At 46.4% G+C, this 11,711-nt stretch carries 13 protein-coding genes; 10 read left to right on the forward strand and 3 right to left on the reverse strand.

Going from position 1 to position 11,711, the window contains the following annotated elements; genetic code table 11:
* Positions 1–92 precede the first annotated feature (92 nt).
* The 4 genes from AN477_RS17080 to AN477_RS17095 all read left to right on the forward strand — a co-directional run bounded on the left by AN477_RS17080 (position 93) and on the right by AN477_RS17095 (position 2,248).
* Positions 93–695: a hypothetical protein gene (locus AN477_RS17080; protein WP_054970388.1), complete on the forward strand. Its 603-nt coding sequence runs from the start codon at positions 93–95 to the stop codon at positions 693–695.
* A gap of 163 nt (positions 696–858) precedes the next feature.
* Positions 859–1,122, forward strand: a complete 264-nt coding sequence (locus AN477_RS17085) for a hypothetical protein (protein ID WP_245631870.1) — start codon at positions 859–861, stop codon at positions 1,120–1,122.
* Complete coding sequence (locus AN477_RS17090; protein WP_054970389.1) at positions 1,119–1,508, forward strand: retropepsin-like aspartic protease; 390 nt, start codon at positions 1,119–1,121, stop codon at positions 1,506–1,508. The genes AN477_RS17085 and AN477_RS17090 overlap by 4 nt, the downstream gene beginning before the upstream one ends.
* Before the next feature lie 137 nt (positions 1,509–1,645).
* Entirely contained in the window at positions 1,646–2,248 is a 603-nt protein-coding gene (locus AN477_RS17095) for a hypothetical protein (protein ID WP_054970388.1), read from the forward strand.
* Between the two features lie 243 nt (positions 2,249–2,491).
* Here the strand turns inward: AN477_RS17095 and AN477_RS17100 are convergent, their stop codons facing one another.
* On the reverse strand, positions 2,492–3,622 hold the full coding sequence (locus tag AN477_RS17100; RefSeq protein WP_083486389.1) for a DUF3231 family protein: 1,131 nt from the start codon (positions 3,620–3,622) through the stop codon (positions 2,492–2,494).
* A gap of 373 nt (positions 3,623–3,995) precedes the next feature.
* Between AN477_RS17100 and AN477_RS17105 the strand changes: the two genes are divergently transcribed.
* The 5 genes from AN477_RS17105 (at position 3,996) to AN477_RS17125 (ending at position 9,643) form a co-directional block, all read left to right on the forward strand.
* A complete protein-coding gene (locus AN477_RS17105; RefSeq protein ID WP_054970391.1) occupies positions 3,996–4,640 on the forward strand; it encodes a polysaccharide deacetylase family protein in 645 nt (214 codons plus the stop codon).
* 524 nt (positions 4,641–5,164) lie between these two features.
* A complete protein-coding gene (locus AN477_RS17110) occupies positions 5,165–5,695 on the forward strand; it encodes an RNA polymerase sigma factor (RefSeq protein WP_054970392.1) in 531 nt (176 codons plus the stop codon).
* Positions 5,679–6,977: a hypothetical protein gene (locus tag AN477_RS17115; protein ID WP_054970393.1), complete on the forward strand. Its 1,299-nt coding sequence runs from the start codon at positions 5,679–5,681 to the stop codon at positions 6,975–6,977. The genes AN477_RS17110 and AN477_RS17115 overlap by 17 nt, the downstream gene beginning before the upstream one ends.
* 978 nt (positions 6,978–7,955) lie before the next feature.
* Positions 7,956–8,768, forward strand: a complete 813-nt coding sequence (locus AN477_RS25100; RefSeq protein WP_083486391.1) for a cell division protein ZapA — start codon at positions 7,956–7,958, stop codon at positions 8,766–8,768.
* A 314-nt stretch (positions 8,769–9,082) separates the two neighbouring features.
* Positions 9,083–9,643, forward strand: coding sequence for a DUF1697 domain-containing protein (locus tag AN477_RS17125; protein WP_054970394.1), 561 nt, complete (start codon positions 9,083–9,085; stop codon positions 9,641–9,643).
* A gap of 179 nt (positions 9,644–9,822) precedes the next feature.
* On the opposite strand, the gene AN477_RS17130 is transcribed toward AN477_RS17125, so the two are convergent.
* Together AN477_RS17130 and AN477_RS17135 are read right to left on the reverse strand one after the other, a co-directional pair.
* The gene (locus tag AN477_RS17130) at positions 9,823–10,284 is read right to left on the reverse strand and encodes a hypothetical protein (RefSeq protein WP_054970400.1); all 462 of its coding nucleotides are present in this window, start codon (positions 10,282–10,284) and stop codon (positions 9,823–9,825) included.
* Complete coding sequence (locus AN477_RS17135) at positions 10,284–11,078, reverse strand: hypothetical protein (RefSeq protein ID WP_054970395.1); 795 nt, start codon at positions 11,076–11,078, stop codon at positions 10,284–10,286. The genes AN477_RS17130 and AN477_RS17135 overlap by 1 nt, the downstream gene beginning before the upstream one ends.
* A 222-nt stretch (positions 11,079–11,300) precedes the next feature.
* On the opposite strand from AN477_RS17135, the gene AN477_RS17140 reads away from it, so the two are divergent.
* Entirely contained in the window at positions 11,301–11,600 is a 300-nt protein-coding gene (locus AN477_RS17140; protein WP_054970396.1) for a hypothetical protein, read from the forward strand.
* The last annotated feature ends 111 nt before the right edge of the window (positions 11,601–11,711 follow it).

Genomic DNA, 11,711 nt, shown 5'->3' on the forward strand with positions numbered 1-11,711 from the left:
AAGTATTATGCATGAATATTCGTTTCCGCTGGCATCGCCGCAATGTCGCTTTTGGGCAGTAAGAGATTAGTACGCTTTTGGGGAGGAGCACGATGCACAAGGGGACACAACGTTCTTGGTTAGTTATTACGGATGCACCAGAAGACTTGAATTTTGCTATGTATGTAGCTTGTTCCTTCAACATCATTCCAGAGACTACGCCATTTGTTAGAGAACAAGTTTGGTCTGCGTACAGCGCAGATATCTTGGACAAGGACGAATCCAAGACGTTAAATTCACAATGGCTACGCTGGTGGCAAGACATCGTACAAGATCGGGCTAAAAATGGACTGCATGGGCGCTGGAGTCGACATTACTCTCCTGACGGGCAGTTTACAGCCCTAGAAGACCCCCTTCGTGGTAGGTGTGCGGAGGTCTTCCACTCATTCAAGGAATGGTGGGAACTTACGGCAGGTGGTCAGCAAGGCGTGAATTACTGGGACAAGGCAGGAAATCTTCGCTCCATCGTAAAGCGAGTGGACGATGAGCTCGAAACAACGATCAAACCCTTTAAGCTCGTCGTTGATTACGTTTATACAGGGCTTGGAAGAATTGTGGAGGTCACGCCTTCATATGCCATCATGAGCGTTCACCGTCCAAATTTGTCGGTACATAACGATGATTGGTGGTTGGCAAAAATCCGTGAGTTAGCGTAGAAGTTCCGTCGTAAACGGGGGCTGATTCCGAAGAAGGATCTGCTTCCGTTCATGCATAAATATTTGTTATGGGGTTTTCTGGGTTCTGTCGTATTTGGGCAGGTTAGCGCCATAAGACGCGCCATTACTGCCGACGAAATGGTACAATAAAAGGGAATTAAAAATGGACGGTGATAGTATGTTGTGGTCGGAGGTTCGTGAACTTTTTCCCAATCAATTCATACTCATGGAAGATATTAAATCATATGTAGTAGATGGAAAGGTGCATGTTGAAGAGGTTGCCGTGATTCGTCCATTGGCGGATGGCACAGAAGCTACGCGAGAACTTCGTGAGTGCAAAGATAACAAATTTATTTGTCATACATCGAAGCCACAAATTGTGATGCCGATTCGATCAAAGCCCAACTTGCGGGGTTTTCATCAATGAATATTGAGCTCCGAGATGGGCTATTATTTGTTTCACTCACACTGACCCACGAGGGCGTCAATGAAACCATTCGAGATTTGGTGCTTGATACTGGTGCAGCCCAATCTATTATTGATATGTCTGCGATCCAGTCAATGGACGTTTCATCAAGAAATGAGGACGAATTTGTCTTTATGTCTGGTATAGGCGGTCGGGAATCCGCGTTAAGAAAGCGAATCGATCACATTCAATTCGATTCTTATCACATGGAAAACGCACACTTGGATTTCGCCTATCTCGACGCGCATCCTGGTATTAACGGACTGTTAGGCTCTGACATCCTTGTGTCAGGACGCTTCGTTATTGATTTGAATAAGATGGAGGTCCGTCAAGAGCACGTCAAATAGTTCAACTGAACGCCCCAATATAGTCGGGAATCCAGACGGAATTTTTATGATTTTGCATATATATGCAGGTTAACGCGGAGTTGTCTTGCATCGTTAAAGGGCAGTAAGAGATTAGTACGCTTTTGGGGAGGAGCACGATGCACAAGGGGACACAACGTTCTTGGTTAGTTATTACGGATGCACCAGAAGACTTGAATTTTGCTATGTATGTAGCTTGTTCCTTCAACATCATTCCAGAGACTACGCCATTTGTTAGAGAACAAGTTTGGTCTGCGTACAGCGCAGATATCTTGGACAAGGACGAATCCAAGACGTTAAATTCACAATGGCTACGCTGGTGGCAAGACATCGTACAAGATCGGGCTAAAAATGGACTGCATGGGCGCTGGAGTCGACATTACTCTCCTGACGGGCAGTTTACAGCCCTAGAAGACCCCCTTCGTGGTAGGTGTGCGGAGGTCTTCCACTCATTCAAGGAATGGTGGGAACTTACGGCAGGTGGTCAGCAAGGCGTGAATTACTGGGACAAGGCAGGAAATCTTCGCTCCATCGTAAAGCGAGTGGACGATGAGCTCGAAACAACGATCAAACCCTTTAAGCTCGTCGTTGATTACGTTTATACAGGGCTTGGAAGAATTGTGGAGGTCACGCCTTCATATGCCATCATGAGCGTTCACCGTCCAAATTTGTCGGTACATAACGATGATTGGTGGTTGGCAAAAATCCGTGAGTTAGCGTAGAAGTTCCGTCGTAAACGGGGGCTGATTCCGAAGAAGGATCTGCTTCCGTTCATGCATAAATATTTGTTATGGGGTTTTCTGGGTTCTGTCGTATTTGGGCAGTTATCAGCAAGAAGGACAAATTGAGCGAGCGATATAAAAGAAAGCACCTAGTTGGGTGCTTTCGCCTCGTAACAGATTTGATAGGACAAGTCGAATATTGTGCTTTCACCACAAAGTTCTTCAAGACCCGAGAAGTCGAGTTCAATGTTTGACCATCAACCGATTGCGGTCTTCAGCCATCGGAGGTTTTTCGAACCATCCTTTTTCCAACATGAGTTCGGCTCCGTCCTCCGAGAAAAGCAATTGCTGTCCAATGAGTTTCATGTATGCCAGGGATAAATCTCGTCTCATAGCTACAGCTTGACCCGCCCCATAAAAGCCCACTGCGGCGGATGATAAGAATCCGATGTGAAACATGATCAGCTTATCGGAAAATGGAGGTGTTGTTGAGTTGGTAACCATGGATTCCCAAGAGATTGGGAAATTCAAATTTGTGTCAATGAAAAACTTGTGAAAGACTTCCGTGATTTTCGTAGACAGATTCAACCCTCGTTTGAGGTATTGTTTCACTTTCGGATCGTTGGCAACCTGGGCAAATGCCATGGATAGCGCCTTACTGAGGTAGGTCTTGTTCATGTTGAAGCTGATATTACTTATCTCAATGGCACTCAACGGTCGTTTTCTTCCGATCCATCCAGTCAGGAATCCAGGTTGTGCAATTTCAGGGATTTCTGGTGAGTAGATATATGGTGGTCGAGTGTATAGACCTTTGGACAACGCTACATCCATGATCTCGTTGTAAAGCTGGATTGCTTCATGATTGCACTCTGTGTAATACTCCCGCATGTCTGGTCTTGAAGCCACTTGGAGTGACACTGCATACCCAGTCAAACCATGGTAGGTCATTACCAACATGTAATTTAAGAAAAATGCGTCAAGGAAGAGCCTGGGAGCCTTCAAGTTTACGTCGTGCTCTGTGAAGCCATATGGTACAGGGAAATTTTCTTGGTCAAAAAATTCCTTGATTCGTATTAGGTGCTTCTTCGAAAGCTCCAAGGCATTCTGGTAAATCGTTTTGATTTCGGCGTCCTCGATAGTTGCCAGGGCGTATTTGCTAAAGCAAATTGCCATTGTGTCATTCATGTATTGAGTCCATAGTGACGCAATTTCTGTAGATGTGAGAACCGCAGTTGTTATCTGAGACAATTGGTTTTTGCCTTGTCTACTTGTCTGCTGGTCGGTCACTATGTTGGGTTCTAAACCTTGAGTTTCCCATACAGCATTAAGTGCTTTGGAGGTTTCATCGATGTTCATGTCCTGCTCCATATCCATACACCTCAAACCTTTCAAAAGCAGGAACTATTCTACCCGCACTCAAAAGCGTCTATTCTCTGGAGAGATGCATACATCACGCAGTGACTGCATTCCAACGGACGCCGAAAAACTACCTGCTGGCATTCTTCGATGGGGGCAATCAATCAGCACAAGTCGAATACTTGTCAGTGCGGTTATTGCACATACGGGGGCTTGTGTCCCAGAAGCACATGAAGTCGGCGTTGCATGAACAATGCACTGTGAGCATGCGACCGCGTATGGTGCTAAGGGGCAGGAATCCTGAATCAGCATCTAAACGAAAGCCTCTGCTGATAGGTTGAGCATGTCTTACTCTGTATCCGGGCATTCTTACTTGTCGGAGGGGATTTTCGTGTGGCGAAAGATGTTTACCGGTTTCATTAGCGCGTTTGTCAGCTTGGCATGCTGTCTTGTCCCTGAGCAACAAGTACTTGCCTCGCAGCAGAAGGTCATTTATTTCACTTTTGACGATGGTCCTGGAGCCGTTTATACCCCACAGATTTTAAATGTCCTGCGCCGTGAGCGCATACACGCAACGTTCTTTGTACTGGGTTACAGGTGCAAGGCGTTACCCGATATCGTTCGCAGAATGCAGAGAGAAGGTCACGAAATCGGGAGTCACGGATATGACCATCGCAACCTCGCTCACGCATCCATCCCAGTTGTGAAGTCTGAGATTACGCTTGCCGATTCAGCCATTGTTAAAGCTGTCGGACATAAACCACTCTACTATCGTCCACCATTTGGAGCAATTGACCGGACCGAGATACCAGTAATCCAGCGCATGGGACATAGAGTGCGCTTTTGGACGGTCGATTCAGCCGACTGGAAGGCAACGTCGGCTGCGAGCATTGTACAAAACGTTGAACGCTCAGCGGGACCAGGCTCGGTCGTGCTGTTTCACGATGGGCTGAATGCAAGCCGATTCACGATACGAGCCTTACCGGTGCTCATTCGGTATTACAAGTCACGGGGCTACAGATTTGCGACGCTGTGACCGAAAAAGGGTTACATGGTCGCGTCTTGTGTCCGGGCATCGCCGGAATTTCCTTCTTTTCTTCTTCGTGCATACAAAAAATTTATCTGTGACAAACGAGAGCCTATATCCTCGCCGGTTTAATCGCCTGAGCACATATCCAACCGTTCTACCCAAGAACGCTTCAACATCGACTCGCTTGTCGGAAGTGCTCACGGCAGTGACAACAATCTCTGCACTTCCAGTTGTTTTTACCTGTAGCACGACTTCCATGCCAAACACCCCCATAGACATATAATTCATTTGACTCCTCGGTGTGTGGGCACCTGATAACAGTGATGCCCACTTGAACCTGATGCCGCCCATTGCCTTACTACCGTCGCTTCAAGACATGGCGGTGGAAGACGAAGCAGAGATTTTGCGTTCGGAGAGATGTACTGTGCATCGGTGTGGAAGGATTAGGAACAATTGAAATAAAGAACAAGTGAGACAAAACAGCACTTTCTCCGTCTAATTGTGCGAAAGGAGCTGGAGGTGACGAAAACGTGAGAGACCGGTCCTCACAAAGAGAAACACTGAAAATGCTTTATGAGACCTATTCAAACGATGTGTATCGATACGCTTTTGCGACACTAGGCGATTCATCAGAGGCGCACGACGTTGTACAGGAAGTATTCATCCGGGCGTATCGCGCGATAAACAATTTTCGGCATGACGCAACCGCGAAGACATGGATTATGACTATCGCCCGCAATTATATCTTTGATGTGTTACGAAAGCAGCGCAAAGACAGACAGTTTCTGTCTCAATCTGAGCTACCGGACATCGGAGACGAAGCCACAGATGTCAGTGTCGTCCTGGAAGTCGAAGAAGCACTCCAAGAACTCAAAGACGATTATCGTCAAGTGGTGAGTCTACGCTATATCGACAACTTGTCGATCAAGGAGACAGCATCTGTGCTGGGGTGGTCGGAAAAGAAAGTGCAGAACGCAGCACACCGCGCAATTCTCCAACTTCGCGAAGTGTTAGGTTCAGATTTTGAGGAGGTGAAACGAATCAATGAAATCAGAACGTGAAACGCTTGAAAAGCTTGAAAAGATGTCAAACGTGAACATGTCATCTCAAAAACAACAAGAGATTTGGGACAACATCGAAAAGGAGATCGACGATATGAAACCCGTACGAGTAAAACGTTATTCCAGTGTGTGGGGAACAGGTGCAGCAGCAGTTGCCGCAGTTGCAGTTCTTGCAGGAGGGATTTACACTTTTACGAACCATGGAAGTTCAACAACAACGATTCATCCAGGATCTACAACTGCGACCAACAATACTGGAACGACGACACAGAGAAGTACATTCCCTTCGACGACAAGCATTCAGACAATTGCTATCTCGTCCGATAGTGCAGACCAAGCTTTATGGACGACACAGGACCCGAAGAGCGTTATCAACCAGGTGATACCTTGGCTTGATAGTTCGAAACCATACACGGGACAAATTCCGGCATCTCAGGAACAGGGCGTCACCAACGCATATGTGGGTCCCGCAAAGCTGCACCTGAAAACCTCAAATCAGGACATTACGATATATCCAGCTTTCTATCGCGTTAAGGGTTCGAACGGAACATTTCAGGATAAATACGTCCAGAACGTGGTGGTATACGACAATGGTCAGCACGCTGTGTATCTGGCATCGCCTCAATTGTACACGTGGCTCAAAGCAGACCAATGGAAAACAGAGTTTGCGCCGTCAGCATCCATACCGTCTTCGAGTTACTCGTCTACTCAGCTTGCAAATATGACCGCAACGCAGCTTGCTGATTACAGCAAAAAACATCCACACAATCCGCTTCCTTTTGCCAGCAAGGATATTACGCGCAACGTTCCGAAGCAGCTCTTACTTGCAAGCAATCCGAAGTCAGGTTCGATGTTCGGAGCCATCATTAACGTCTCTGCGATTACCAATGGCGCAAATCACAGTGTGCCAAATATACAGTACAAGGCAGACGAATTCCAGGTCATTGACCACTGGACTGGCTCGATCAATGGTAAAGGATTTGAGGTAGAAGTCGATAAGAAGAAAGACGGATCGGCTTACATTGTCGGTGTTGCCAACGGACCCATTGAACACGCCTACAGTTTTAGCAAACAGCCGTATATTACGAACTTCACCGGCAGTTACATGGTGTTTGCCACACCGTCTCCAGCGAATGGGAATCCATACTTTGCGATCAATTTGACTACGGGCAAAGTCGTCCAGAATGCAATGGATCTGTCGCAGTATTGGGAGACGATGGGCGGATATAGCGGTTCGATTGTGGGGTTGTCCAAGTCATACAGTTCTTTGCCGAGCCACTGACTATATGTTGGATTCATGAGCCGTCGTTTGGAACTGTCTGATTTATAACGCCATGTGCATTGCTGAACCACCCCCAAAATACTGGTTGGTGACCATGGGGGTGGTTCGTGTTTTCTGGAGATTTCTTCTGTCGTTAACGGGGGCTTTAGCGCAACAAGCAAGATTCTGGCTTTGTGCATATTTATACACTAACAAGACCGGCCATGCATACAAACAGAGCAGTGTTACAAAGCATCTAGGTTGTCGGATCGCACGGAATAAGGTGTCAAGATTAAAACTTAGTCATAGTCCACACCATGAAATTGCAGTTCTCAAATAAGGTCATAATGTAGTTCAATAGAGGTGCTTTTTGTCTGAATATTTTATCTATACCTTCATGGTGGTTGCAGCTTAGGCCCAGATAACAGATGTACACATGGGTTTCGACCTTGCTGTGCAAAAACAGCCAGTGAATACGACTCAATATGGTCCACTGTTTGATGAAGGTCCTGTTACATGAGACTCACCGCATGGGGGCGTTCTCAGGGTCCTGAATCAAAACGTCCAATCCGGCGGTACTACCACTGGTCGCCGATGCAAGTGGAAGCAAGGTGCGGGAGGTCATTGCTGCAATACCTTTAAGAGGGACACTTTCGAGTACCCGACTAGCCATGGGGCCGACTGCTTAACATTCAAATGCAAAGATGAACAGCTCATACATGGACAATCATTGATGGAGATAATGGCTGATTTTATGTTGAAGATTTGGTGTGGTGAGTCAAGACTCAATTGAGTCCGGCTCAATTCAAAAAACCATCGGAATCAATGCTTCAACGTGTTAACATGAAGTTGTAGCTACTGTGTCCAGATTTTTGCGCTAGGTAAACCGTTTCTTTGTGAACGAATTTCATTGGAAACCAAAACAATACACTGTGGTCGAGACTCCTGATTAGAGAGTGGAACTCTCTACTACCAAACCATATAAGGGGGCGGCGGGTGATGGCAGATGACTCGATACAAAAGATTCGAGTGACAATTCGAGGGATGGAGTACACACTGCGCGGCCAAGCTTCAGAGATGCATTTGCGTACTGTGGCTCGATCCGTTGATAGACTAATGGAGCAAATTGCACCTGCCAACCCTCTCTTGGACGAGCGGAGGATTGCCGTGTTAGCTGCGGCAAACGTCTTTGACGAGTTGCTTCGTTTGAGGGATGCTCACAGCAAGTTGCAGGCGGAGTACCAAAACTTGAGGGGAGACCACCAGAACCTGCAGGATACGTATCAAGGGTTGCAGGACGATCATCGCAATTTGGAGATTGAGCATAGAGACCTGGTGGCCGAACATCACAGCTTACAGGCCGAATATCATACACTGCGTGCATGGCATCAGACCTTACAGGCTGGGCAGCAAGACTTGGCGGCTAAATATCATGATTTGGAAGTGGAACATCAGCGTTTGCAGGATCAGTACAGAGAGTTTCAGAATGAGCGTGACAACTTGCAGACCCTGCAGTATGACCTTGAGGCTAAGTTTCGGGAGTTAGAGGCTGAACATCGGGACCTACAAGTCGTAAACCGCCATTTGCATGACAGATACCGTGACCTGGAAGACGAATACTTGGGGCTGAAAGACACGTACCGCAAGTTGGAAGATGCGAACCACGCTCTGCGGACAGAGTGTCGGGAATCTGAGACTGAATACCAGAACTTAAAGGCTGTGTATCGAGAATTGCAAGGGAAGCATCGCGTTTTGCAGTCTGAGTACGATGATCTGTTAGAGTTGCTCGACGAAGAGACGAGGATATCGTGAAAAACGGGTGCGGGAATGGGCACGTCAACAAACAGTGTTCTGTGATTGCGCCAGGCTGGTTGTTTAATCCACTGATGTTGATAACCCGCCGTATCATTCCCGTTGCTAAAAGTCGCAAGTGTTCTGTTGACCCATGTCTTGTATTCATTTACATAAATCGTATCCAGGTACAGACCATTATGATGGTATAAACATGTAGTTCCCACTACAATTTTCATTCACACAATGTTCTGTGCTCCGTCCTGTGTTGAGAGCGTAGAACACAGATAAGATACACTGAGACAAGAGATAGACCTCAACGTGGAGGTGGGTTCATGACAATTTACGTTGCACTCTTACGGGGTATCAACGTAGGGGGTCACAACAAAGTTGCGATGACAGAGTTGAGGAACATGTTTCAGTCGATGGGATTTAGCCGAGTGCAAACTTACATTCAAAGCGGTAATGTGCTATTTGAATCGGAAGATAATGCAGAATCTCTTCGTCAGCGCTTAGAGCAGGAAATCGAGAAGCGCTTCTCTATATCACTTACTGTTATATTAAGGACTGCACACGAACTGGAAGGCATCGTGACGAACTGCCCAGTCTCGGAGACAATGCGCCAAGAAGCTGCGGCTTCTAGTGAGGCAGAGACCTTTTACGTATCCTTTTTACTTGAATCGCCATCATCTGAAACAATCGAACGACTGATGTCCTCAATCTCTAAATTTGACGAGTATTGGATTCATGACAAAGATGTCTATTTGTTACTTCGTGGAGGCGTGCGGAACTCTCGGCTTGCGAACCAGTTTGCTCGATTAAGGGTACCTTCAACAATGCGTAATTGGGGAACCGTCAATAAGCTCAACGACTTAGCCAAAGCCATGGAGGAGTGATAGAGGAACCCTACAGTGATTTTGTGAACCCAGGAGTAACAATATATGAAGAAGTCAATGGGTCTGTGGTATGAACGGCGTCGACAGGAGAGAAGGCGTAACCGAAAGAGCAGGTGGTGTAGCCTGCACCCATGAATGTCCATGAAGATTGAGGCAAGTTTTTCAAGCCGGAAGAAAGATCATGTTTCGACCCGAGCTACACCAAGCGCTAAGTAGTGCCATAAAATGTCTTCGACCGAGTCGGCTTGTTTGTTGTCACACTCAACGATTAAGATAACTTGGGGGTTTTTGCCCTTTAGGAGGCGGCTGCGTTTTTTGACAACTCTAGTGATGAATAAATCGATTAAGAACCCGAGTAAAAAGCCGCTGGTTGCACCAATGAGGCCCCAATAAATGGGTCCCCATTGGAGTGAGAATCCTATACTGGCTCCGATAACGGCGAAGGCGGTTGCAATTGCCGCACCTGTACTGAACAGGGATACTCCATCTGAGTGATGCAGGGTATCGAGTAATCTCCGATCTACCGTGCGATTGTTTAAGGGGACAGCAAAGATGTTTTGCTTCTGGATTCCATTTATTTCTAGGGCGCTGATTGCCAATTCGAGCCTCACGGAGTGTTCGAATGTAGACATAACTTGGATCATCGACCGACCACTTTTCCTTTTTTAATCCTGAAGCTTCTGCTCTGGTAGTTTTTCCTCAGAAAATTTCTCTGCTCGGATTCATAGAGTTTGTTGTTTTCAACCGTATTTATATAGGAATCATACACAGCAAATCCCCACACAGAAGGCATAAATAAAAGCCATTCTGCGTTGAGCACCTCCGTTGACATGTGGATGTCACCTAGGAATAAAAACTGGACCGCTTCAAGCAATCGTGACTTATACAAAAAGACGATCGCCCATACAAGTGAGAAGAACGCGGTTAAGATGCGATGAATATGTAACTGTCCGAGTCCAGGCATGAAGAGGGACCAGATAACTGACATCACAGGGTTTCTTCTATCCAAATAGTTGATTTCGGTAGCACCCACGGTGTAAGTGTTAAACGGTGCGTTTTCCCTCTCTGCCAGCAAATGTACATTGTTCATGTCGATACACGTTCTGTAGCTGTCCCAGATTCCGAATATGAAAACCGGGATGTACATTAACATCCATCGGGGGTGTAGATCCGCTTTCGCAACTTCAGGCTTCCCTTGAAAGGAGTCGATCATCGCCGCATTGAGATTCGCTTGGACATTGACAACAACTTCCCAGATGAACAGGGTGTATCCTCGCAAATATTTACTTAACAGCAGATGACCAAAACCCGGGAAGGCCGCAGACCACCAGGCAATAATGTAGGGGTTGCGCAAATGTAGTTGTGTTGTGCCAAGTATGCTCACGTGTGCTTTGTAACGCCGATGTTGATTTGTTAGGTTTGCAAAATTGTCCACAGACACCAGACCTTTGATGCGGATTTGTCAAAGATATTGTTGTCATTTCGACGTGCAATATCCGAAGTATGCGAATGACAGGTTTGTTGTGTTCTCTTGGTTCGCTATCACTGAACGTTCACACAGTAAAGCCGCGGCGCGAACTGCTGGAGCGTAGAGAACGGCAGCGGGAGTCCTCTGTATTTTGGACTGCATGACAGGTCTAACAAGGAGGGGAGTAGTTTGGATTATGAAAAATTGGTATGTGCAGACGGCACATTAAATTATGCAGAGTGTTTCAAAGCAGAGTGCTTGAATCCATTTCAGAATCGAAACAAACCAGTATCGTATCGCGTGTTTATTGATGAAACAAATACGATCATTTTTAAATCGTTTGCTGCAAAAGAAAGTCTTGCGCAGGAACTCTGCGTTGAAAGTAATTTGGCAACTGATGTCCTGTTGGACAATCCAAGTTGTGATTTCACGACAGAAACATCCCCAGAAATCCGCAACACAGTACTGGAACTCTCCCTCGTGGAATAAGGTTTTTCTCACGAATGCTCGCTCATTCGCAGGATTTCATTGTCCTGTTCAAGTAGGATTAAGAAGGAACGGTTAATTAGGCTAAACTCTAGGCGTTTGAGGGCATGTGGG

Source organism: Paenalicyclobacillus ferrooxydans, assembly GCF_001399675.1.
In the GTDB taxonomy this organism is placed as follows: Bacteria; Bacillota; Bacilli; order Alicyclobacillales; family Alicyclobacillaceae; genus Alicyclobacillus_B; species Alicyclobacillus_B ferrooxydans.